The organism is Paraburkholderia dipogonis, assembly GCF_042680985.1.
GTDB classification, from domain to species: Bacteria; Pseudomonadota; Gammaproteobacteria; order Burkholderiales; family Burkholderiaceae; genus Paraburkholderia; species Paraburkholderia phytofirmans.
On sequence record NZ_JBHUFR010000006.1, the window covers coordinates 429,908 to 451,360 of the forward strand.

Sequence of the window (21,453 nt, forward strand, 5' to 3'; positions counted from 1 at the left end):
CGAACCCAATGGAACTTGATTTCTCGCCGGTCATTGCCGGCTTGCCGGACATCTTGCACGGCGCCGTGGTGACGGTCGAAGTGACCGCCGCCTCGCTCGCGCTGAGTTGCGTGCTGGGCCTTCTGATCGGCATCGGCCGGCTCACGCCGAAACGGCGCATCGTGTACGGCTTTTGCACGGCGTACCTGACGTTTTTCCGCGGCACGCCGCTGCTGGTGCAGCTTTTTCTGTTGTTCTTCGGCTTGCCGCAATTCGGCATTCTGTTGCCGGCGTTTGTGTGCGGCATGTTGGGACTCGGCTTGTATTCGGCGGCTTACGTTTCGGAGATCGTGCGTGGCGCGATTCAGTCGGTAGACCGCGGGCAGATGGAAGCGGCGCGCTCCATCGGCATGTCGTCGGGACAAGCCATGCGCGCGATCATTCTGCCGCAAGCCATCGTGCGAATGATCCCGCCACTCGGCAACGAGTTCATTGCGTTGATCAAGAACTCGGCGCTGGTGTCGCTGCTGACCATCGACGATCTGATGCATGAAGGGCAGAAGATCATCAGCGTGTCGTACCGCTCGCTCGAAGTGTATCTGGCTATCGCGCTGGTGTATCTGGTGTTGACGCAGGCGACCAATTACGCGCTGCATCGTGTCGAGCGCCATTTGCGCGCGGGAGGGATGGTGCAATGAATACCGTGACCAACCTCAATGAACCTATCGTCAGCATTCGCGGACTGACAAAGTCGTTCGGCTCGCATACGGTGCTCAACGGCATTGACTTCGATATTCAACCGCAGCAGGTTGTGGTGGTGATCGGACCGAGCGGCTCGGGCAAGAGCACGTTTCTGCGCTGCTGCAACGGGCTCGAGCAGGCGGAGGGCGGCACAATCGATATCTGCGGGCATCGGCTGGTCGATCAGGGGGAGATGCTCAAGGAGCGCTCGTTGAACGAGTTGCGCACCGAAGTCGGCATGGTGTTTCAGTCGTTTAATCTGTTTCCGCATCTGTCGGTGCTCCATAACATTACGGTCGGCCCGCGCATGTTGCGCGGCGCCAGCAAGGCTGAGGCTGAAGCAGTCGCGCTCGCGTTGCTGGAGAAAGTCGGACTTGCGCACAAGGCGCATGTGATGCCGGCGAGCTTGTCGGGTGGCCAGAAGCAACGCGTTGCGATCGCCCGCGCGCTAGCCATGCAACCGCGCGTAATGCTGTTCGACGAGCCGACTTCGGCGCTCGATCCCGAACTGGTCGGCGAAGTGCTGCAGGTGATGAAGCTGCTTGCGAGCGAGGGCATGACGATGGTGGTCGTCACACACGAGATGGGTTTCGCGAAAGAAGTCGCCGACGTAGTGGTGGTGATGGACGGCGGCGTGATCGTCGAAGCAGGTCCACCGGCAGAGATTTTCTCCGCGCCTTCACAGCCGCGCACGCGAGCTTTCTTGCAGGCGGTGTTGTCGCGCGCATGAGAGTTCCGTTCGATGACAAGGTGTGGGCGGGCCGCTCGGACGACGGCGAGTCCGGCGACACGCGGCGAGTTTTCAATCAGATCGTGCCGTTTGACAGTTCGCTTCGTGGCCATGGCGATACGACGGTGATTGTCGGCTTCGGCTCCGATGAAGGAGTGCGCCGCAATCAAGGCCGCACCGGCGCGGCGCATGCGCCAAAGGAATTGCGGCGCGCGCTGGCGGGCTTGCCCGCTAAAAATTCGATCGCGATGCTTGCCGACGCGGGCGACGTTGCGTGCGACGACGGCGACCTCGAAGGCGCGCAAGCCGAATTGGCCAACGTGATCAGCGACGTGCTGGCTAGCGGTAGCCGGCCCTTGGTATTCGGTGGCGGGCACGAGGTGGCGTGGGCAACGTATTGTGGTTTGCGCTTGCACCAGCATCGGCATCAAGATCGGCGTGAGGCTGACGAATCCGCTACGCCTCGCAAACTGCTCATCATCAACTTCGATGCGCACTTCGACCTGCGCCGGAAGCGCCCCGCGAATTCAGGCACGCCGTTCGATCAGATCGCGAACGACTGCGCGGAGCGCGGCCTGCCATTCAATTACGTCTGCTTCGGCATCAGCGATCTGGGCAACACGGCTTCGCTGTTCGGGCACGCGCAGCGGCTCGGCGCTCGCTACGTACTCGACGTCGATATGCAGGAAGCGCAACTGCCGCTACGTTTACAAGAACTCGATCTGATGCTGGACGAAGCGGACGATGTCTATCTGACCATCGATCTCGACGTACTTTCCGCGGCCACCGCGCCGGGCGTCTCGGCGCCTGCGACGCTGGGCGTGCCTCTCTCCGTGGTCGAGCAGATGGTGCGACGTGTCCATGGCTCGGGCAAACTGCGTGCGGCGGACATCGCGGAGTACAACCCGTCGCTCGATCAGGACGGGCGCACCGCGAGGGCGGCGGCGCGATTGGCTTACCGCCTGCTCTAAGGAAGCATCTGCATGGCGGCAACTGGCGGTTAGGTGGGTGCCGCAACCCGGAAATGGGTGTCGGAACGGCCACATTGCGCCGCCGGTGCGAGCGTAAGAGCAGATCCAGCAACACTGTGTTCAACCCCGCCAACCTTGACGCTGTGCGTATGCACATATAGACTCCACTTCATGAACCGCCCCATCTCCTCCGACGAATGCAACTGCTTCGCGCTGCGCCAGGCGGCCCGGCACGTCACGCAAATCTACGAACGCCACCTTGGCGAAGTAGGCCTGACAGCCGCGCAGTTCACGATTCTCGCCAAGCTCGCGCGCGTGCCGAATCTGCCCATGGTGGATCTGGCGGACGCGATGGTGATGGAGCGCACCACGCTGGTCCGCGCCATGAAACCGTTGCAGCGCGACGGTCTGGTGGCGGCCGAAGCGGCGGAGCACGACGGCCGCACATTCCTGTTCAGCCTGACGAAAAAGGGCGAAGCCACCTTCGATCAGGCCGCCATTGCCTGGCGCGCCGCGCAGGACGAGTTCGAAAAGAAGTTCGGCCCTGCGCGAGCCAAAACGCTGCGCGCCGAACTCTTCAGCATCACCGGCTAGTTGAGGCGTACCCGCTCGTTCCGGCGAGCATCGGTCCGCCCGCTTGTGTGCATACGCACTCACAAACGAGGAAGTGCAGCAATGGAACGATTCTTCGACGACGACTGCTTTGCCATCCGCCAGGCCGCGCGTTATGTCTCGCAGATATACGACCGGCACCTGGCGAATGTCGGGCTGACCATCACGCAGTTTTCGCTGCTGGGACGGCTCAAACGCACCGGCCCCATGACGATGAAGCAACTGGCTGAAGCCATGCGCATGGAACGCACCACCCTGGTCCGCACGATCCAGCCGCTGCGCCGCAACGGCCTCGTGTCGAGCGAGGCACTCGGCGCCGACGCGCGCGCGCTGACCATTACGCTCACGCCGGCAGGCGAAGAGCGTCTCAAGGCAGGCGGTGAACATTGGCATGCTGCGCAAGCCGAATTCGAGCATCGTTTCGGCGAACGGCGCGCGGCGGCGTTGCGAGGCGAATTGTTCGCCATCACACGGGATTCAATCTGAAGTCGCGGATACGGCGACGTACGGCCGGCGCGATCCACGCGCTTTTTTTTCAACGCAACGAGTGCATACGCACATATCGACATCATGTCCACTACTCCATCGACAATCGCTCCGCCGAGCGCGGCGCAGACCGCCAAACCGGCACGCCGCATTCCGTGGATGCTGCTCGCGGTCATCACGGTCCTTGCCGTGCTGGCGCTTGCGGCATCGTACTGGTTCTTCGTCGGCCGCTTCGTCGAGACGACTGACGATGCCTACGTGGGCGGCGATGTCACCGTGATGGCGCCGAAGGTGAACGGTTTCGTGACGGACGTGCTGGTCCGCGACAACCAGTTCGTCCACGCGAACGACGTGCTGATCCGGCTGGATGCGCGCGACTACGACGCGCGGCTCGCGCAGGCCACGGCGGAAGTGCAGAGCGCGCAAGCGTCGGTGACTGAACTGCAGGCGAAGAAGTCCTTGCAGCTCGCCACCATCAACGAGCAGGCCGCCGAGGTTCGCGCGTCCGGCGCCGAATTGACGCGCAGCGCCGCGGACCAGACGCGCTACCGCGAACTGGTCAAGGACGACGCGGTATCGAATCAGGTCGTCGAACGCGCGGACGCCGATTTGACCAAAGCGCACGCGGCGGTCGACCGCAGCAGCGCGGCGCTGATCGCGGCGCAACGCCAGATCGCCGTGCTCGACGCGCAGATCGGCGACGCCGAGGCGCGCATCGCGACGGCGCAGGCCGCCCAGCGTGTCGCGGCGCTGAACGTGGAGTACACGACGATCCGCTCGCCGATCGACGGCTATGTCGGCAATCGCACGGCGCGTGTCGGCCTGCTTGCGAACACCGGCGTATCGCTGCTGACCGTGGTGCCGTCGAGCGGATTGTGGATCGACGCCAACTTCAAGGAAGACCAGTTGAAGAAGATGCGCGTGGGCGACAGCGTCGATGTCGATCTCGACGCATCGGGCACGCCGATTCACGGCGTGGTGGAAAGTCTGGCGCCGGCCACCGGCGCGACGTTCAGCGTGCTGCCCGCCGAGAACGCCACTGGCAACTTCACGAAGATCGTGCAGCGCGTGCCGGTGCGTGTGCGGCTGGATGTGCCGAAGTCCATGCAAGGCGTGCTGCGCCCCGGCTTGTCGGCCACGGTGAAGGTGCATGTCGATAGCAACACTCCGGCGCGCGGATGAACCTACCATGACTCAAGTTCTCGCCAACCCCGCCGACCTGCCGACGCGAATCAAAGTCCTGGCGTTCACGCTGATGTGCGTCGGGTTTTTCATGGCGACGCTCGATATCCAGATCGTGGCGTCGTCGCTCAAGGACATCGGCGGTGGCTTGTCCGCGAGCCAGGACGAACTCTCGTGGGTGCAGACCTCGTATCTGATCGCTGAAATTCTGGTGATCCCGATGTCCGGCTGGCTCACCCGAGTGTTCTCCACGCGCTGGGTGTTCGCGTTTTCCGCGCTCGGCTTCACGGTCACCAGCATGCTGTGCGGTCTCGCGTGGGACATCAACTCGATGATCCTGTTCCGCGGTTTGCAGGGCGCGCTCGGCGCCGCGATGATCCCGACGGTGTTCACCACGGCGTTCGTGCTGTTCCCCGGCAAGCAGCGCCTGATCGCCTCCACCACCATCAGCGCGCTCGCCACGCTCGCGCCGACCATTGGTCCGGTGATCGGCGGCTGGATCACGTCGCAATGGTCGTGGCACTGGCTGTTCTATCTGAACCTCGTGCCGGGCCTCGCCGTCACGCTGTTGGTGCCGAAGTACGTGCATTTCGACAACGTCGATCTGTCGCTGCTGAAGAAAGGCGATTACCTGGGCATCCTTCTTATGTCCGGTTTTCTCGGTTGCCTCGAATACGTGCTGGAGGAAGGGCCGCGCAAGAACTGGTTCGGCGATCACGTGATCCTGACGTGCGCGTGGATCACCGCGATCTGCGGGTTTCTGTTCCTCGTGCATGCGTTCACCGCGAAAGAACCGATCGTCGATTTGCGCGCGCTGGCGATCCGCAACTTCGGCATCGGCAGTCTGCTGTCGTTCATCACCGGGATCGGGATTTTCTGCGCGGTGTTTCTGACGCCGGTGTTCCTGTCTCGTGTGCGTGGCTTCGATTCGTTGCAGATCGGTGTGGCGTTGCTGTCGGTCGGTTGTTTTCAACTGGTCGCGATGGTGGTGTATTCGGTGGTCGCGCGCTTTATCGACATGCGGATTTTGCTGGTGTTCGGCCTCGTGCTGTTCGGCGTCGGCTGTTATCTGTATGTGCCGCTGACCAATCAATGGGGCTGGCACGAGTTGCTGATTCCGCAGGCGTTGCGCGGCATCGGCCAGCAGTTCTGCATTCCACCCATCGTGACGATGGCGCTGGGTTCGTTGCCGATGTCGAGGCTGCGTTCCGCCAGCGGCCTGTTCAATCTGATGCGTAACCTCGGCGGCGCGATCGGCATTGCGGTAAGCAGCACGATGCTCAACGACCGTCTTAATCTGCACTACGAGCGGCTCGATGAACATCTGAACGTGGGCCGTCCGGTGGTCGAGTCGATCCTGCAGCAGCAAAGCGCGCATTTCGCCACAGTGGGCGGCAACGTGTTGAACGCGGCCAACGCCGGACTCGGTGAACTTCATGCATTGCTGATGCGTGAAGCGCTCGTGCTCACGTTCTCCGACACCTTCTTCGCCTTGTCGCTGTGTTTCCTGGTCGGTCTGTTCAGCGTGCTGTTCTCGCGCCCGTTCGGCAACACCGCACCGCCGCCCGATGCCCATTGAGGAATTCAACATGAAACCGATCCTTGTCAAAGTCCTGGCGAGCGCCGCCTTGCTGACGCTCGCGGCCTGCGCGGTGCAACCGGAAACACACGCGGATTTGCCGCAAACCGTGAAGAGCGTCGCGCCCGCCGCGTGGAATGTCGACGCGCCGCAAGACAGCGTGAGCGCCAACGCGTGGTGGGACCAATTCGGCGACCCGGTCATGCATCAACTGGTCGAAACCGTGTTGACCGGCAATCTCGATGTGCAGGCAGCCGTGGAGCGCGTCAAGCAGGCGCAGGATCTGGCGAAGCAGAATCGCGCGGCTCTGCTGCCTGAGTTGAACGCGAGCGCGACGGCGTCCGACTCGCGTCAGAACACGCCGCCGCCGCTCGGTTATGTGCGCCAGGCCGGCGTCGGCTTGACGGCGAGCTGGACGCCCGATGTATTCGGCGGCGAACGTCTTGCCGTGCTGGCGGCGCAGGCGCAGGTGTCGGGACGCCAGTCGGCATTGAACGAGGTGCGCCTCGCGCTCGCGACGAATACCGCCGCAGCGTATATCGATCTGCGCTGGGCGCAAGCGCAGTTGCAGATTCTGAGCGACAACGAGCAGATCCGCGCACGCGCGTTGAAGCTCACGCAGCAGCGTCTGCACTATGGGCTGTCGACGCAACTCGACGTCGCGCGCGCGCAGAACCAGCTCCAGGATTTGCAGGCGCAGATTCCGCGCGTGCAATCGGCTGTGCAGCATCAATTGAGTCTGATCGCGGTGTATTCGGGGCGCACGCCGGAAAGCGTCGATAGCTTGCTGCTCGCCAATGCGCGCGATATTCCGGTGCCCGCGCAAAGCGTGCCGCAGATGCTGCCCTCAGAAGCGCTGCTGCAGCGTCCCGATGTGCGTACCGCGTACGCGACGGTCGAACAGCGCGCGGCGGAAGTGGGCGTATCGAAAGCGCAGCGCTATCCGCAGTTCCGGCTCAATCTCGCCGACGGTCTGCTGGCCTCGTCGTACCTCGGCTTGCCGACGCTGACCGACAACCTCTTCAGCGCCGCCTTGAACGCGACGAGTCCGATCTTCAACGCGGGCCGCATCACCGCGAACATCGACGCGAGCGAAAGCCGCATGCGCGAATCGCAACTCGGTTTGCAGCAAACCATGCTGCAAGCGCTGAAGGAAATCGAGGACAACCGCAGCGATCTGGTGAGCGGCGCGGTGCAGGTGCAACGTCTTGGCGGCGCGCTCGATGCGTCGAACCAGGCGCTGCATTTGTCGAGCGAACTGTACAAGGGCGGCGCGGCGGATTTTCTCGATGTGCTCACCGCGCAGGAGGCGTATCTGCGTGACGCGGAGTCCTTGAACCAGGCCAGGCGCGAGCAAGCGCTCTCGGCGGTCGCGTTGTACCGCTCGCTCGGCGGCGGCTGGGATGCGCCCGGCGCGGTCACGGCGGTGTCGTCGAGCAACTGAGCACTTGAACACGCGAGCGGCCGATGTACGGGCGCGGCCAATGTGATGTCGAACCAACTGGAGAGAAACGATGGCGAATCAGCGAGAAGTAGTGATCTGCAATCCGGTGAGAACGCCGATCGGCGCATTCGGTGGGGCATTGAAGGACGTGCCCGCGACCGCGCTCGGCGCGCTCGCCGTGCGCGAGACGTTGCGCCGCAGCGGGCTCGACGCGGCCGAGTTGGCGTCGGTCGTGATGGGCAATGTGATTCAGGCCGGCAACAAGATGAATCCGGCGCGCCAGGCGTCGATCGGCGGCGGTGTGCCGGTGGCCGTGCCGGCATTGACGGTCAATCGCGTGTGCGGCTCGGGCGCGCAGGCGATCGCGTCGGCGGCCCAGGAAATTCTGCTGGGTCTCGGCGATGCCGCCGTGGCCGGCGGCATGGAAAACATGGACCGCGCGCCGTATCTGCTCGACGGCGGCCGCTGGGGCTACCGCATGGGCAACGCGCAAATCCACGACAGCCTGCTGCGCGACGGCCTGAACGACGCGTTTTCCGGCGAGCATTCCGGCTGGCACACGGAAGACCTCGTCGCGCAATTCGATATCACGCGTGAAACTCAGGACCGCTGGGCCGCGCGTTCGCAGCAGCGCTTCAGCGAAGCCCAGGCGCGCGGCGATTTCGACGCCGAACTGGTCGCCGTGGAAATAGCCGGGCGCAAAGGCCCGCAGCATGTCACGCGCGATGAACAGCCGCGTCCCGACACGACCGTGGAAACGCTCGCGAAACTGCGTCCGGCATTTCGCCCCGACGGCACGATCACCGCGGGCAACGCGCCCGGATTGAACAGTGGCGCAGCCGCGATGCTGGTGGCCGAGCGGGGTTTCGCGGAAGCACGCGGCATCGCGCCGCTCGCGCGTCTCGTGTCGTATGGCGTCGCCGCGGTCGAACCCGGCATGTTCGGGCTCGGCCCCGTTCCGGCGGTGCAGATGGCATTGGCACGAGCCGGTTGGCAACTGCGCGATGTCGAGCGCTTCGAGATCAACGAAGCGTTTGCCGCCGTGCCGATCGCGGTCGCACGCAAACTCGGCATTGCGGACGAGTTGATCAACGTACAAGGCGGCGCAATCGCGCATGGTCATCCGATCGGCGCGACGGGCGCCGTGCTGACCACGCGCCTGCTTCATTCGATGCAGCGCGATGGGATCAAACGCGGCATCGTGACGTTGTGCATTGGCGGCGGTCAGGGCATCGCGTTGGCATTGGAAATGCTGTGAGTTTGAAGCGATAGCGGCAGGGCGCGTCGGCGTGCGAAATACATGTCGATGCACCTCACTGCGATCCCTGAAATGCGCGGCGCATCAACCGTGGCGCATTCGTGGGCACTAGAGTGCCGGCCCATATTTAAAGTTTTTATTCCTGCACCGGTTTCGTTTAGCATCACTGCCACTTTCACAAGAACACCACGAGACATGGCACTGATCGTTAGAAACATCCTCGGCATTGCGGTACTGCTGCTCATCGCTTTTATCTTTTCCACTAATCGGCGCGCTATCCGCTTACGGACTGTAATCAGCGCGTTGCTGGCGCAAATAGGCATTGGCGCATTCATTCTGTTCGTGCCCGTCGGCAAGTTGATACTCTCGGGCGCGGCGTCCGGTGTCAATCATGTGCTCGGCTACGGCAACGCGGGCATCGAGTTCCTGTTCGGCGGACTCGTGCAAGCGAAGATGTTCCAGGTCTTCGGCGACGGTGGTTTCGTATTCGCCGTGCGCGTGCTGCCGGCCATCATCTTCGTGACCGCATTGATCTCCGTGCTGTACTACCTCGGCGTGATGCGCTGGATCGTGATCGTGCTCGGCACGGTATTTCAGAAGCTGCTCGGCGTGTCGAAGATCGAATCGTTTTCCGCGGTCACCACGATTTTTCTCGGCCAGAGCGAAATGCCCGCCGTCGTCAAACCGTTCACGGCCGAGATGACCGGCGCGGAATTGTTCGCGGTCATGTCGAGCGGCATGGCGGCGGTCGCCGGTTCGGTGCTGGCGGGTTATGCGGGCCTCGGTGTACGCATCGAGTATCTGCTGGCGGCGTCGTTCATGGCCGTGCCGGGCGGCTTGCTGTTCGCGAAGATCATTCACCCTTCCACCGAACCGAGCCGTGTGCATCTGGAGAACCTCAACTTCGACGAGAAGCGTCCCGCCAATATCATCGAAGCCGCGAGTTCCGGCGCGACTGTCGGCCTCAAAATCGCGGTGATGGTCGGTGCGATGCTGATCGCGTTCGTCGGGCTGATTGCGTTGCTCAATGGAATTGTCGGCGGCGTGGGCGGCTGGTTCGGTCATCCGCAACTGTCGATGCAATCGGTGCTCGGCGTGATATTCGCGCCGCTCGCCTATCTGATCGGCGTGCCCTGGAGCGAAGCCACGATTGCCGGCAATTTCCTCGGCCAGAAAGTCATTCTCAACGAGTTCGTCGCCTATGCGTCGCTGTCGCCGTATCTGAAAGACGCCGCGAGCGTGACCGCCGCCGGTCTGGCGGCGCTCGATCCGCGTACCATTGCTATCCTGTCGTTTGCGTTGTGCGGCTTCGCGAACTTCTCGTCGATCGCGGTGCTGACGGGCGGCTTTAGCGCCGTCGCGCCGGGACGCCGTGCCGAAGTCGCGCGTTACGGCCTGCGTGTCGTGCTCGCCGCGACGCTCTCGAACCTGATGAGCGCCACGATTGCGGGCATGTTCATTACGCTGAATTGAATCGAGGATTGCTGGATGAATATGGAACAACTGTTGGAACGCGCGGACGTCGCGCGAGAAAAGGCCTATGCGCCTTATTCGAAATTCAAGGTCGGCGCGGCGTTGCTGACCAAAGACGGCCAGGTGTTCGACGGCTGCAACGTCGAGAACGCTTCGTACGGTTTGTGCAATTGCGCGGAACGTACCGCGTTTTTCAGCGCCATTGCGGCGGGTTATCGGCGTGACCAGTTCGCCGCGCTCGCGGTGATCGGCGATACAGACGGCCCGATCGCGCCGTGCGGTGCGTGCCGCCAGGTGATCATCGAACTGGGCGGCCCCGAACTGCCGATTCGTCTCGGCAACTTGCATGGCGCCACGCGCGACACAACCGCGCGCGAACAATTGCCGGACGCGTTCTATCTATGAGCAGGCACAAGGTCATCTACGATACCGACCCGGGCGTGGACGATGCCATGGCGCTCGTATTTCAGGCGCTGCATCCGGACATCGAACTGTTGGGTCTGACGAGCGTATTCGGCAACGCCGCGATCGAAACGACCACACGCAACGCGCGCTTTCTCGCCGGGCGGTTCGCCGCCGGCGTGCCGGTCGCGCAGGGCGCGGCGGCACCGCTCGAGCGCACCGCGCCCGAGCCGCTCGCATGGATTCACGGCGACAACGGGCTCGGCAATATCGCGTTGGATACAACGGACGGGGCTCCGTTCGATGCGCGTCCCGCGCACCGCTTCATCATCGACACGGTGCGCGCGCATCCCGGCGAAGTGACGCTGCTCGCCGTGGGCCCGCTCACGAATCTTGCGCTCGCACTCGCCGACGATCCGCAGATCGCCACGCTCGTCAAACAGGTGGTGATCATGGGCGGCGCGTTCGGCACGGACGGCGTGCTCGGCAACGTCACGCCCGCGGCGGAGGCTAATATCCTGGCGGACCCGCACGCCGCCGACATCGTGCTCGGCGCGGCGTGGCCGGTCGCGATCGTCGGGCTGGACGTCACGCAGTCCACTATCATGAGCCGCGAGTATCTGGCGTCGCTGCGCGAGCGCGGCGGCGCAGCCGGTCAGTTCGTATGGGAAGTGTCGCGGCACTACGAGGCGTTTCACGAGCAAAGCGCGCAGCTGGCGGGCATCTATGTGCATGATTCGTCGGCGGTGGCCTATGTGCTGGCGCCGCATCTCTATACGACGCGCAGCGGCCCCGTGCGCGTTTTGACGGACGGCATCGCGGTGGGCCAGACCATCCAGAAGCCGTCGACCATGCCCGTGCCCGCGCCGGCCTGGGATAGCCGGCCGGACTGCACGGTGTGTATCGGCGTGGATGTGCCGGGTATGCTGGCGCTTTACGAGCGCACCATTTGCGGCACGCTGTGAAAGAGCCGACGCTGACCTGACGCATTGGCGGCATTGCCTGCTTTGATCGGAGGTAAGCCGCTGTGCAATGCAACACGCCGGTTCGCGGTAATCCTGGCCGGTGCCGATCTTCAATCTTTGCTACATTCTGCACACGCACTGCATTCGCGCCCCCTGAAACCCCGGCTCGTGGACGCAAGCGCGTGACCGAAATCTATCAAGAGGCCAAAGATGCGAATTCTAGTAGTAGGGGCGGGCGCCGTAGGCGGCTATTTCGGCGGGCGTCTCGCAGCGGCGGGCCAGGACGTGACCTTCCTCGTGCGTCCCGGCCGGGCGGAAAAGCTCAAGCGTGACGGGCTCGTGATCAGCAGCGTGCGTGGCGATCTCAAGCTGCCCGATCCGCAAACGATTCTCGCCGGCGTCAGCGCCGAGCCGTTCGATCTGGTGCTGCTGAGCTGCAAGGCCTTCAGTCTCGACGACGCGATCGATTCCTTCGCGCCGCTAGTCGGCGAATCGACGTTGATTCTGCCGATGCTCAACGGCATGCGCCATATCGAGGTACTCAACGAAAAGTTCGGCGCCGCGCGCGTGCTGGGCGGCCAATGTGTGATCGCCGCCACGCTCAACGCCGAGCAGCATATCGTGCATCTGAACGACACCCACGCGATCACTTTCGGCGAGCAGGCCGGCGGCGCGTCGGAACGTGTTCAGGCAATCGCCGAAGCGATGAGCGATGCGAATTTCGACGCTGTGATCAGCGACAACATCTTGCTGCGCATGTGGGAGAAGTGGGTGTTCCTGGCCACATTGGCGGCCGGCACGTGCTTGATGCGCGGTTCGGTCGGCGATATTCTGGCTGCGCCGGACGGCAAGCGCGTGATCGAGAACTTGCTTGGCGAGTGCCGCGCGGTGGCCGAGCACAACGGCTTCACCATGGGCCCGGACTTCGACGCACGCGCCACGCAAACGCTCTTCACGCCTTCGCCGCTCACCGCGTCCATGTTGCGGGACGTGGAAAATCACTCGCATACCGAGGCGGATCATATTCTCGGCGATCTGATTTCTCGCGGCGGCGACGCGCAAAAGGGCGAGCACGGCCTGTCGTTGCTGCGTATCGCCTATAGTCATCTGAAGACGTATGAAGCGCGGCAGGCCCGCACGTCCTGAGCGTTGCCACGGGCACGAATCGGGACTTCGCGGGCATGGCGGACAGTCTAACGTTCAGAGGTGAAGCATGCCGACTCCCATCGGATCAGTGCCCGCACTCAGTGCCGCTTCGGCCACGATCTTCTCGATCGGCATCGTCTTTCTCGGCTACTGGGGTTTGTATGAGCCGATACAGTGGCGAGCGGCCGACGTCTTCGTGTTTGTGTTCGCGCTGATCGGTTTCGGGTGTCTCGGGCTCGTGCCGTGGGTCGCCACGAGTCCTGTCGAACCCGAAGGCAGCGATAGCCGGATTCGCATTGCGCGGCATCTGTTTCTTGCCGGCGTGGCGGGGATCTGGCTTGCGGTGGCGATGTCGGTGATTTTCTAGAACCACACCCATGCTCACGCATAAAAAACGCGCGCCTTGCACAGTTGCAAGGCGCGCGTTTTCGTTGAAGCGCAATCGGTCAGCGCTTAGCGTTCGATCTGCCGGTTCCAGCGCGTGTCCCACTGCGCGCGGTGTGCGTTGATCGTATCCCAATCCACCACCGTCACCTTGCGCACCAGATCGTCGATGTTGCCGAGGCTTTGCTGCATCGGCGGCGTCATCTTCGCGAGACGGTTGGTGGGAATCTGACGGCCGGCTTCCGCGGCCTTGGTCTGCGCCGGCGCGGACAGCAGGAATTGCGCGAGCTTCTGCGCCAGTTGCGGATCGGGGTTGTTGTTGACTACGCACAGATCGACGAGCAGCAGCACCGGACCTTCTTTCGGATTCACATAGCCGACCGGAATGCCCTTGTCCGCCAGATCGCCCACGGCGGTCGGCGTCAACGGGAACAGGCCCGCTTCGCCGGTCTGGACCATTTCGGAAATCTTCGCCGAATTCGGCACGTACTCGACCACGTTCGGGCCGACCGTGCTCGCCCATTTCGTGAAGCCCGGCTCCACGTTCTGCTCGCTGCCGCCCATCAAGCGGTTGATGGCGAGAAAGCCGTGCAGGCCGAAAGTGCTGCTAGACGCCGACTGGAACACCACCTTGCCTTTGTATTTCGGATCGGCGAAATCCATCCACGAGGTCGGTGGCGCCCAGCCTTTTTCAGCGAACAGCTTCTTGTTGTACGCGATGCCGGTCATGCCGAGTTGCACGCCCGCGCCCATGTCGTCCTTCATGCGCGCGAACGGATAGAGTTCCTTGAGCACGGGTGCATCGTCGAGCTTCTTGCACACGCCCATGCTGATCGCGCGCGCCATCACGCCATCGTCGAGAAACACCACGTGAATCTGTGGATTGGCCTTGTTGGCGAGCAGCTTGGCAAGAATGTCCGACGACGTGCCCGGTACCACGACCACCTTCACATTGTTGGCCTTCTCGAAGTCGGGCAGCACCTGGCTCGTATAAGCTTTCTCCATCGGGCCGCCATTCATGCCGATGTAGATCGTCTTGGTCTGCGACCAAGCCGGCGCGGCCGCGCCGAATGCACACAATGCGGCCAGCGCCGCGAGCGTCTTGAACAATTTCATTGAGGGGCTCCTGAGGTTCACTATACGAAAACTTAAGCGACCGGTGAGGTCGCGACAGCAGCAAAGCGGCCAATCGAAAAAGCGTCGAGTGGCGTGGCGGTGGCACCGTCGACGACGAGATCGGCAAGCACTTCGCCGACGCCCGGCGCGAGCAGGAAGCCGCCGCCTGAAAAACCGAATGCATGCAACAGACGCGGCACGGTCCGGCTCGCACCGATGATCGGATTGCTGTCGGGCGTTTCGCCTTCCACGCCGCTCCACGTGCGGATCAGCAGCGCCTCGCGCAGCGCGGGCAGCAGCGCGCACGCGTCGCGCATCACGGCGCGCGTGGTGTCCGTCGACGGTTGGCCATATTCGCCGTCGCCATGTCCGCGTCCGCCGCCGATCACGCAATTGCCGCGCGCCACTTGCCGTGCGTAGATGCCGCCGCCGTACACGCCCAGGTTGTGCGTGATGAAAAGCGGCAGCGGTTCGGTGACCCACATGTTCGGGTAGATTGGTTTCATCGGCGCGGTTTCGCCGAAGTAACCGGCCACCGTATTCGCCCACGCGCCGGCCGAATTGATGAGCCAGTCGGCGCTGATGCGCGTGTCGCCTGCGCGCAGTTGAAAGCGCGTGCCGTCGTGATGAATGCCGGTGAGTTCGGTTTGCTCGCGCACGTCCGCACCGGCGGCCCGCGCGGCGCGCGCGAAGGCGGGCGACACCAGCCGCGGGTTCGCGTGACCGTCGCTCGCGCACAGCGAGCCGCCCACGGCCGCCGGCCCGAGCCACGGGTAGCGCTGGCGGAACGCCGCGCCGCTGACCAGTTGCGCGTGCAGTCCAAACTCGCGCGCCATGTCGGCCCACGTCTGCAGCGCGGCGAGATCGCTTTCGCTGCGAGCGAGGCGCAAATGTCCCGACACCGTGAACTCGCCGTCGATGCCGATCAACTCCGGCAAGCGGTCCCAGATGCGCCGTGCGCGAATGGCGAGCGGCATCTGTTCGACCGGCCGCCCCTGACAGCGCACGCCGCCGTAATTCACGCCGCTTGCCTGCGCGCCGCAATAGCGCCGCTCGAACAGGCCGACGCGCAAGCCGCGCTTAGCGAGCGCCAATGCCGCCGATGAACCGACCAGGCCGCCGCCCGCAATCGCGACGTCGTAGTGCTGCGTGTTACTCATCGCGCGCCTCCACGGGAATTTCGGCGACGTCGTCGGCATACATTTCCGGCGCGAGCGGAATCGGTTTGACGGGCGGCTGGCTGCGCAAACGGCCCACGGCGTCGAGCGGCTTGCCGGTTTCTTCGGCGAGCAGAGTGAGCGCAGCTTCGCCGCACATGCGCCCTTGGCAGCGGCCCATGCCGACGCGCGTGAGCGCCTTCAGCCGGTTGATTTCATTCGCTTCGCCGCTGCGAATACAGCGCCGCAAGGTACCCGCGTCGATTTCTTCGCAGCGGCACACGGTCATGTCGTCGGGCCATTGCACTGCGCAGTTGGACGGCGGCGCGAAGGCCGTTTCGATGCCCTCGCGAAACACTGCGATACGTTTCAGGCTACGCTCGATCGATGCCGCGTCGGGCATTCCCGCACCACGCGGATGCGCGATGCCAAGGTCGTCGAGCAAGGCGAGCGCGGCGCGGCGGCCGGCCAGTTCGGCGGCGTCCGCACCGGCGATGCCCGCGCCGTCGCCGGCAAGATAGAGGCCGCGCAAGGAACTGCGTCCCGCCGGGTCCACTTCAGGCAGCCAGCATCGGTTGGTCGCATCGAAACGGAAGCGGCAGCCCGCGAGATCGGCGAGCTGCGTTTCGGGTTTCAGGCCGAAGCTCACGCCGACCGCGTCGCATGCAATGGTTTCGGTCGGCGAGCCTTCACGCGAAGCGCGCCATTCGAGCGCCTGCACACCATCCACGCCGCGAATTCCCACCAGCGTCACATCGCGCTCGATCCGCACGCCGTGCGTTTTTAGCCAGCCGACGTAGTACAGACCTTTGGCGAACGTGCCCGGCAGGCGCGCGAGCTTCGGCGCCGCGGCGATCTGCTGCGAGAGCGGACTCGTGTCGAGTACGGCGATGACTTGCGCGCCGGCTTTCACGTACTGATACGCCACGAGATAGAGCAGCGGTCCGGTGCCGGCCAGCACGACGCGTCGGCCGATCGCGCAGCCTTGCGCCTTCAGCGCGACCTGGGCCGCGCCGAGTGTGTAGACGCCGGGCAAGGTCCAGCCCGGTATGGGCAGCACGCGGTCGGTCGCGCCGCTGGCAATGATCAGATGCGAGAACGGCACGCGCAGCTCGCGTCCCGCATGCAAGGTATCGAGGCGACCGGCTTCGCAGGCCCACGCGAGCGTGTCGAGGCGATAGTCGAGATGAGGCAGAAGCGCGGCCATGGTCGAATGCACGGCTTCGGCCTTGTGCGCTTCGAAACCGTAGAGTGTTTTTTTCGAGCGCTCAAAGCCGCCGTTCACCGGCGGTTGCCGATAAATCTGACCGCCCCAGCGCGCGTTCTCATCGATCACGATCGGCTTCACGCCAGCCGCGACCAGCGTCTCGGCGGCGCGTACGCCTGCGGGCCCGGCGCCGACGATCACGATGCGGCGTTCGTCGCTCATCGGGCGTCTCCGGTTTCATTCGCGGCGCCGGCGCTGGTTTCCACAGCAGCGAGCCGGGTGAGCACGCGCATGCCTTCGGTCACGAGCGTCGAGCACGCGCGCACACGTTTGCCGTCTTCGGTGCGCATCCAGCAGTCCTGGCATGCGCCGATTAGGCAGAAGCCGGCGCGCGGCGCGCCGCTGAATTCGCTTTCGCGCACACGGCGTTGCTGCATCAGCACGGCTGTCAGCAGCGTATCGCCTTGCAGTGCGGCGACTTGCTGGCCGTCGATAAAGAAGTGCAACGGTTCACGCCGCGTTTCCGCCAAACGGATGAACTGCGATGCGGCGATTTGAGTGGGCGGCAACGTGGACGGCATGAAAGTGTGGTCGGAAGAAGGCATCAGTGCTGGCCGATCAGAATGCGGTTCAGGCCATATACGCGGTCGAGCAGCAGCATCGCGCCACCGGTGATGAAGATCACCAGCGCGGAGACGGAGGCCATCATCGGATCGATCGATTCGGTCGCGTACATGTACATACGCACCGGCAGCGTGACGGTTTGCGGCGAGGTGACGAAGATCGACATCGTCAATTCGTCGAAGCTGTTGATGAAGGCCAGCAGCCAGCCGCCGGTAATCCCCGGCAGAATCATCGGAAAGGTGATGCGGCGAAACGTGGTCCATGGGTCGGCGCCGAGCGAGTGCGCGGCATGCTCGATGCTGCGGTCGAGTCCGCTCACGGAAGCCAGCACGAGCCGCATCACGAACGGCGTGATGATGATCATGTGCGCGAGCACGAGCCACGCGAACGAGCCGGTCGCGCCGATCAACGCGAAGAAGCGCAGCAGCGCGATACCGAGTACGAGGCCGGGAATCACGAGCGGCGACAGCAACAGGCCATTGAGAAAGCCGCGCCCCGGAAAACGCGCGCGGCCGATGGCGAGCGCGGCGGGCAGCGCCACGATCAGCGACAGCGTCGCCGAAGCGAATGCCAGTTTCAGGCTGTTGAAAAACGCGCCGATGAAATCCGGGTAGTTGAGGATCGCGCGGAACCAGCGCAACGAGACGCCGTGCGTGGGTAGCGTGAGCGTTTCGTCGGGCGTGAAGGCGACCAGCACGACGATCACGAGCGGCGCGAGCACGAACGCAATCACGAGCGTGTGGAAAATCAGCGCGATGGGGCCGTTTTTTCTCATGATGTTTTCACTGAATGTGCCGATGAGAGCGCCGATGAATTAACCGAGGCTTCTGGTGTACTTGCGTTCCAGAACCCGGTAGTACGTGAGCATCACGATCAGATTCGCGACCAGCAGCAGAAGCGCGATGGTCGCGCCGAGCGGCCAGTTCAGCGAGCCGAGGAATTCGTCGTAGACGGCGGTGGCGGCGACTTTCAGGCGTCGTCCGCCGAGCAGGCCCGGAATCGCGAAGGCGCTCGCCGACAAGCCGAACACCATCAGGCTGCCCGACAGAATGCCCGGCGTCAGTTGCGGCAGGACGATGCGGCGCAGCGTGGTGGCCGGCGACGCCATCAGCGACAGCGCGGCGTTTTCCGTTTGCGGGTCGAGCTTCTGCAACGCGGTCCACACCGGAATCACCATGAACGGCAGCATCACGTGCACAAGTGCGATGACGATCGCGAAGGTCGTGTACTCGAGTTTGTACGGACCGAGCCCGACCAGACCGAATGCCTGGTTCACGAGGCCGTTGGTATTGAGCAGCATGCTCCAGCCGAACGCACGCACTACCACCGAAACGAGCAGCGGCGCGAGAATCACCAGCAGGAACATCGAGCGATACGGATCGCGCATTCGAGAGAGCACGTACGCTTCCGGCGTGCCGATCACGATGCACAGCAGCGTCACCAGAAACGCAATGCCGAAGGTGCGCAGAAAGATGGTGTGGTAATACGACGAGCTCAGCACTTCTGCGTAATTGCCGAACTGGAACGCGGCAATCGGTCCGCTGGCGGGATCGAAGCGATAGAAAGTCAGCACCAGCGTCATGAGAAGCGGCACCAGCACGAGCGCCACGAACAGGAGGAAGGCCGGCGCGCACATCAGCCAGAGCGGCAAAAATGCATGCCACGGCGCGCGGCGGGCGTTGCCGGATTTCATGTCGCGGTTGTCGGCGGCGGGCAGCGTACTAGCCATGATGCGCTTCCCGTTGAATGAAGCGGATCGCCTCGCTGTTCCAGTCGACGCCGACCGTCGCGCCTTCGGGCAGCGGCTCCGTGCCTTCGTTCTGGCAGCACACCAGCACTTCGCCCAGGCGGCTGTCCAATCGGTACAGCCACTGGCTGCCGAGAAAGAAGCGGCTCGTTACGGTGGCTGGCACACGTCCCGCGTTCGGTGCGCACAGACGCAGTTTTTCCGGACGGATGCACAAGGTCACCGCATCGCCGACGCCGACCACGCGTTCGCGCGCCGGCAATTGCGCCGTGTGTCCCGTCTCGGCGAGATCGTGGCCGAGGTCGATGCGGATCGCGTCGCCGTCGCGCGCCACCACGGTGCCCGGCAGCATGTTGGCCTTGCCGATGAACTGCGAGACGAAGCGATTCTCCGGGCGCTCGTACGCTTCGTACGGCGTGTCGATCTGCGTGATGCGGCCGGCTTCCATCACCACCACGCGATCGCTGATCGACAGCGCTTCGGATTGATCGTGCGTCACCATGATGGTGGTCGTGCCGATCTTGCGTTGAATGCCGCGCAGTTCGAACTGCATGTCTTCGCGCAATTTGGCGTCGAGATTCGACATCGGTTCGTCGAGCAGCAGCACCGGCGGCGCGATCACGATGGCGCGGGCAAGCGCCACCCGTTGACGCTGACCGCCGGAGAGTTCGCGCGGAAAGCGATGCGCGAGCGTATCGAGGCGCACCAGCGACAGCGCTTCGCGAATACGCTCCCTGCGCTCGGCCTTGTCGATGTTGCGCATCTCCAGCCCGAAGCCGACGTTGTCGGCGACGCTCATGTGCGGAAACAGCGCGTAGCTCTGGAACACGATGCCGAGACCACGCTTGTTCGGTTTCATGTGCGTGATGTCGTGGCCGTCGAGCGTGATGCGTCCGTGCGTCGTCTCGACGAAGCCCGCGATCATCTGCAAGGTGGTGGTCTTGCCGCAGCCGGACGGCCCGAGCAACGAAACGAACTCGCCTTTTTCCACCGACAGGTTCACGTCGGCGACTGCCTGCAGATCGCCGAACGATTTCGTTACGTCCGTGAGTGTGAGGAACGACATGATCTGGCCTTTGGATGGTTCGACACCGGTTCAACCGACTACTGCCTTGATGATGCCGACTCTAGCTAGCCAAATTACCGTCAGTCAATTTCAAATTCCGTTTGCCGGTATAAGATTAAAAAAAATTCCGGTAAACGAAATGTATTTGTTGAAACCGATGGCAAGTGTTCCGCTGCATGACCTCCGGAAAATCCCTATGAATCATCGGCACAACGTTGCTACTCGGTAACGCGGTCCTGATTCCGCTGACGGATAAAACACTTTATAGTGTTCCGATCAGTGAAATAATTGAAAGCCATTGAAATGAATCCTGCCGCCAAACGAGATACTCACCCCGACATCGCCGACACAGGCAGCGCCCCCGGCCCCGGCATGCTGGAGCGCGCATTCGCGGTTATCCGCGCATTGTCCGAGGCGCAGCCGGACGGCGGACGCGTCACACGTCTCGCGAAAGCGGTCGGGCTGACCCAGGGCACCGTGCATCGCATCCTGCATGCGTTGATCGCGGAGGGCATCGTCGAACAGGACGAAAGCTCCAAGCTGTACCGGCTGAGTGTGGATTTTTTCGCGCTCGCGGCGCAGGCGGGCAATCCGAGCGGCATGCGCACGCTGTGCCGTCCCGCGTTATTGCGTCTGTGCGCGAGTCTCGGCGACACGATCTTTCTGCTCGTCAAAAGCAGTTTCGACGCGGTATGTCTCGACATCTGCGAAGGGCCGTTTCCGATCCGCTCGTTCACCGGCGATATCGGCGGGCGTGTCGCCTTGGGTGTCGGGCAGGGCAGTCTGGCGATTCTCGCGTTTTTGCCCGAGGCGGAGCGCGAGGAGATCATCCGCTTCAACGTCCCGCGCATTCGCGGCTACGGCGTGCTCGACGAAGTGTATTTGCGCACCGAGATCGAACGCGTGCGCCAGTTGGGCTACGCAGGCCGCAATAGCGGCGTGCTCGACGGCATGGCGGGCGTGGCTGTGCCGATTCTGGACCGCACGGGCGTGGCGGTGGCGGCGTTGAGCGTCGGCACGCTGGCCGCGCGCCTCGGCGACGATCGTCTGCCGATGGTGGTCGAGTTGCTGCGGCGGCAGGCCGATGCGATCGGCCCGCAAACCAATCCGTTCGATGTCGCGTTGCGCCGGCCGATGCATGGCTTGTCGCGCGCGTTAACCACTGAACGGATCGCCGGCTGAGC

At 63.6% G+C, this 21,453-nt stretch carries 22 protein-coding genes; 15 read left to right on the plus strand and 7 right to left on the minus strand.

Annotated elements, in window-relative coordinates; translation table 11 throughout:
• The first annotated feature begins 8 nt into the window (after positions 1-8).
• From ACFSNN_RS06590 to ACFSNN_RS06655, 14 genes are all read left to right on the plus strand, one after another.
• Entirely contained in the window at positions 9-677 is a 669-nt protein-coding gene (locus ACFSNN_RS06590; RefSeq protein ID WP_012426303.1) for an amino acid ABC transporter permease, read from the plus strand.
• Entirely contained in the window at positions 674-1,450 is a 777-nt protein-coding gene (locus tag ACFSNN_RS06595) for an amino acid ABC transporter ATP-binding protein (RefSeq protein WP_134459758.1), read from the plus strand. Before ACFSNN_RS06590 ends, ACFSNN_RS06595 begins: the two co-directional genes overlap by 4 nt.
• Positions 1,447-2,421: a formimidoylglutamase gene (gene hutG / locus ACFSNN_RS06600; protein ID WP_134459755.1), complete on the plus strand. Its 975-nt coding sequence runs from the start codon at positions 1,447-1,449 to the stop codon at positions 2,419-2,421. Before ACFSNN_RS06595 ends, hutG begins: the two co-directional genes overlap by 4 nt.
• Before the next feature lie 171 nt (positions 2,422-2,592).
• Positions 2,593-3,015 carry a MarR family winged helix-turn-helix transcriptional regulator gene (locus ACFSNN_RS06605; RefSeq protein WP_134459752.1) on the plus strand — a complete coding sequence of 141 codons (423 nt, stop codon included), beginning with the start codon at positions 2,593-2,595 and terminating at the stop codon, positions 3,013-3,015.
• 81 nt (positions 3,016-3,096) lie between these two features.
• Positions 3,097-3,519: a MarR family winged helix-turn-helix transcriptional regulator gene (locus tag ACFSNN_RS06610; protein ID WP_134459749.1), complete on the plus strand. Its 423-nt coding sequence runs from the start codon at positions 3,097-3,099 to the stop codon at positions 3,517-3,519.
• 84 nt (positions 3,520-3,603) lie between these two features.
• On the plus strand, positions 3,604-4,701 hold the full coding sequence (locus ACFSNN_RS06615) for an HlyD family secretion protein (protein WP_208949533.1): 1,098 nt from the start codon (positions 3,604-3,606) through the stop codon (positions 4,699-4,701).
• Positions 4,702-4,708: 7 nt separating this feature from the next.
• A complete protein-coding gene (locus tag ACFSNN_RS06620) occupies positions 4,709-6,280 on the plus strand; it encodes a DHA2 family efflux MFS transporter permease subunit (protein ID WP_134459746.1) in 1,572 nt (523 codons plus the stop codon).
• Between the two features lie 10 nt (positions 6,281-6,290).
• Positions 6,291-7,724 carry an efflux transporter outer membrane subunit gene (locus tag ACFSNN_RS06625; RefSeq protein ID WP_134459743.1) on the plus strand — a complete coding sequence of 478 codons (1,434 nt, stop codon included), beginning with the start codon at positions 6,291-6,293 and terminating at the stop codon, positions 7,722-7,724.
• A 70-nt stretch (positions 7,725-7,794) separates the two neighbouring features.
• A complete protein-coding gene (locus tag ACFSNN_RS06630) occupies positions 7,795-8,982 on the plus strand; it encodes a thiolase family protein (RefSeq protein ID WP_134459741.1) in 1,188 nt (395 codons plus the stop codon).
• Between the two features lie 195 nt (positions 8,983-9,177).
• Positions 9,178-10,455: a NupC/NupG family nucleoside CNT transporter gene (locus ACFSNN_RS06635; RefSeq protein ID WP_134459738.1), complete on the plus strand. Its 1,278-nt coding sequence runs from the start codon at positions 9,178-9,180 to the stop codon at positions 10,453-10,455.
• A 15-nt stretch (positions 10,456-10,470) separates the two neighbouring features.
• Positions 10,471-10,860 carry a cytidine deaminase gene (locus tag ACFSNN_RS06640; protein WP_134459735.1) on the plus strand — a complete coding sequence of 130 codons (390 nt, stop codon included), beginning with the start codon at positions 10,471-10,473 and terminating at the stop codon, positions 10,858-10,860.
• Positions 10,857-11,822, plus strand: a complete 966-nt coding sequence (locus tag ACFSNN_RS06645) for a nucleoside hydrolase (protein WP_134459731.1) — start codon at positions 10,857-10,859, stop codon at positions 11,820-11,822. Before ACFSNN_RS06640 ends, ACFSNN_RS06645 begins: the two co-directional genes overlap by 4 nt.
• Positions 11,823-12,032: 210 nt before the next feature.
• Positions 12,033-12,968 (plus strand): 2-dehydropantoate 2-reductase, encoded by a 936-nt coding sequence (panE, locus tag ACFSNN_RS06650; RefSeq protein WP_134459728.1) that lies wholly within the window; start codon positions 12,033-12,035, stop codon positions 12,966-12,968.
• 67 nt (positions 12,969-13,035) lie between these two features.
• Complete coding sequence (locus ACFSNN_RS06655) at positions 13,036-13,335, plus strand: hypothetical protein (RefSeq protein ID WP_012426316.1); 300 nt, start codon at positions 13,036-13,038, stop codon at positions 13,333-13,335.
• A gap of 86 nt (positions 13,336-13,421) precedes the next feature.
• Here the strand turns inward: ACFSNN_RS06655 and ACFSNN_RS06660 are convergent, their stop codons facing one another.
• From ACFSNN_RS06660 to ACFSNN_RS06690, 7 genes are read right to left on the minus strand one after another with little or no spacing between them, the layout of a single operon-like run.
• Positions 13,422-14,468, minus strand: a complete 1,047-nt coding sequence (locus ACFSNN_RS06660; RefSeq protein ID WP_134459725.1) for an ABC transporter substrate-binding protein — start codon at positions 14,466-14,468, stop codon at positions 13,422-13,424.
• A gap of 32 nt (positions 14,469-14,500) precedes the next feature.
• Positions 14,501-15,628 (minus strand): NAD(P)/FAD-dependent oxidoreductase, encoded by a 1,128-nt coding sequence (locus tag ACFSNN_RS06665; protein WP_134459722.1) that lies wholly within the window; start codon positions 15,626-15,628, stop codon positions 14,501-14,503.
• Entirely contained in the window at positions 15,621-17,054 is a 1,434-nt protein-coding gene (locus ACFSNN_RS06670) for an FAD/NAD(P)-dependent oxidoreductase (RefSeq protein WP_134459719.1), read from the minus strand. Before ACFSNN_RS06670 ends, ACFSNN_RS06665 begins: the two co-directional genes overlap by 8 nt.
• Complete coding sequence (locus tag ACFSNN_RS06675; protein WP_208949532.1) at positions 17,051-17,437, minus strand: (2Fe-2S)-binding protein; 387 nt, start codon at positions 17,435-17,437, stop codon at positions 17,051-17,053. The genes ACFSNN_RS06670 and ACFSNN_RS06675 overlap by 4 nt, the downstream gene beginning before the upstream one ends.
• Positions 17,437-18,231, minus strand: a complete 795-nt coding sequence (locus ACFSNN_RS06680; RefSeq protein WP_134459716.1) for an ABC transporter permease — start codon at positions 18,229-18,231, stop codon at positions 17,437-17,439. The genes ACFSNN_RS06675 and ACFSNN_RS06680 overlap by 1 nt, the downstream gene beginning before the upstream one ends.
• Positions 18,232-18,270: 39 nt before the next feature.
• Positions 18,271-19,185 (minus strand): ABC transporter permease, encoded by a 915-nt coding sequence (locus ACFSNN_RS06685; protein ID WP_134459712.1) that lies wholly within the window; start codon positions 19,183-19,185, stop codon positions 18,271-18,273.
• Complete coding sequence (locus ACFSNN_RS06690) at positions 19,178-20,269, minus strand: ABC transporter ATP-binding protein (RefSeq protein ID WP_134459709.1); 1,092 nt, start codon at positions 20,267-20,269, stop codon at positions 19,178-19,180. The genes ACFSNN_RS06685 and ACFSNN_RS06690 overlap by 8 nt, the downstream gene beginning before the upstream one ends.
• 303 nt (positions 20,270-20,572) lie before the next feature.
• Here ACFSNN_RS06690 and ACFSNN_RS06695 point away from each other — a divergent pair, with 303 nt between their 5' ends.
• Entirely contained in the window at positions 20,573-21,451 is an 879-nt protein-coding gene (locus ACFSNN_RS06695; protein ID WP_134465467.1) for an IclR family transcriptional regulator, read from the plus strand.
• Positions 21,452-21,453 lie beyond the last annotated feature (2 nt).

Coding starts and splice junctions, on each gene's coding strand:
- hutG (WP_134459755.1), top strand. CDS start 1,447: ATGAGAGTTCCGTTCGATGACAAGGTGTGGGCGGGCCGCTCGGACGAC.
- ACFSNN_RS06680 (WP_134459716.1), bottom strand. CDS start 18,231: ATGAGAAAAAACGGCCCCATCGCGCTGATTTTCCACACGCTCGTGATT.
- ACFSNN_RS06620 (WP_134459746.1), top strand. CDS start 4,709: ATGACTCAAGTTCTCGCCAACCCCGCCGACCTGCCGACGCGAATCAAA.
- ACFSNN_RS06665 (WP_134459722.1), bottom strand. CDS start 15,628: ATGAGTAACACGCAGCACTACGACGTCGCGATTGCGGGCGGCGGCCTG.
- ACFSNN_RS06610 (WP_134459749.1), top strand. CDS start 3,097: ATGGAACGATTCTTCGACGACGACTGCTTTGCCATCCGCCAGGCCGCG.
- ACFSNN_RS06605 (WP_134459752.1), top strand. CDS start 2,593: ATGAACCGCCCCATCTCCTCCGACGAATGCAACTGCTTCGCGCTGCGC.
- ACFSNN_RS06640 (WP_134459735.1), top strand. CDS start 10,471: ATGAATATGGAACAACTGTTGGAACGCGCGGACGTCGCGCGAGAAAAG.
- ACFSNN_RS06655 (WP_012426316.1), top strand. CDS start 13,036: ATGCCGACTCCCATCGGATCAGTGCCCGCACTCAGTGCCGCTTCGGCC.
- ACFSNN_RS06590 (WP_012426303.1), top strand. CDS start 9: ATGGAACTTGATTTCTCGCCGGTCATTGCCGGCTTGCCGGACATCTTG.
- ACFSNN_RS06630 (WP_134459741.1), top strand. CDS start 7,795: ATGGCGAATCAGCGAGAAGTAGTGATCTGCAATCCGGTGAGAACGCCG.
- ACFSNN_RS06645 (WP_134459731.1), top strand. CDS start 10,857: ATGAGCAGGCACAAGGTCATCTACGATACCGACCCGGGCGTGGACGAT.
- ACFSNN_RS06695 (WP_134465467.1), top strand. CDS start 20,573: ATGAATCCTGCCGCCAAACGAGATACTCACCCCGACATCGCCGACACA.
- ACFSNN_RS06690 (WP_134459709.1), bottom strand. CDS start 20,269: ATGTCGTTCCTCACACTCACGGACGTAACGAAATCGTTCGGCGATCTG.
- ACFSNN_RS06670 (WP_134459719.1), bottom strand. CDS start 17,054: ATGAGCGACGAACGCCGCATCGTGATCGTCGGCGCCGGGCCCGCAGGC.
- ACFSNN_RS06635 (WP_134459738.1), top strand. CDS start 9,178: ATGGCACTGATCGTTAGAAACATCCTCGGCATTGCGGTACTGCTGCTC.
- ACFSNN_RS06660 (WP_134459725.1), bottom strand. CDS start 14,468: ATGAAATTGTTCAAGACGCTCGCGGCGCTGGCCGCATTGTGTGCATTC.
- ACFSNN_RS06675 (WP_208949532.1), bottom strand. CDS start 17,437: ATGCCTTCTTCCGACCACACTTTCATGCCGTCCACGTTGCCGCCCACT.
- panE (WP_134459728.1), top strand. CDS start 12,033: ATGCGAATTCTAGTAGTAGGGGCGGGCGCCGTAGGCGGCTATTTCGGC.
- ACFSNN_RS06685 (WP_134459712.1), bottom strand. CDS start 19,185: ATGGCTAGTACGCTGCCCGCCGCCGACAACCGCGACATGAAATCCGGC.
- ACFSNN_RS06625 (WP_134459743.1), top strand. CDS start 6,291: ATGAAACCGATCCTTGTCAAAGTCCTGGCGAGCGCCGCCTTGCTGACG.
- ACFSNN_RS06615 (WP_208949533.1), top strand. CDS start 3,604: ATGTCCACTACTCCATCGACAATCGCTCCGCCGAGCGCGGCGCAGACC.
- ACFSNN_RS06595 (WP_134459758.1), top strand. CDS start 674: ATGAATACCGTGACCAACCTCAATGAACCTATCGTCAGCATTCGCGGA.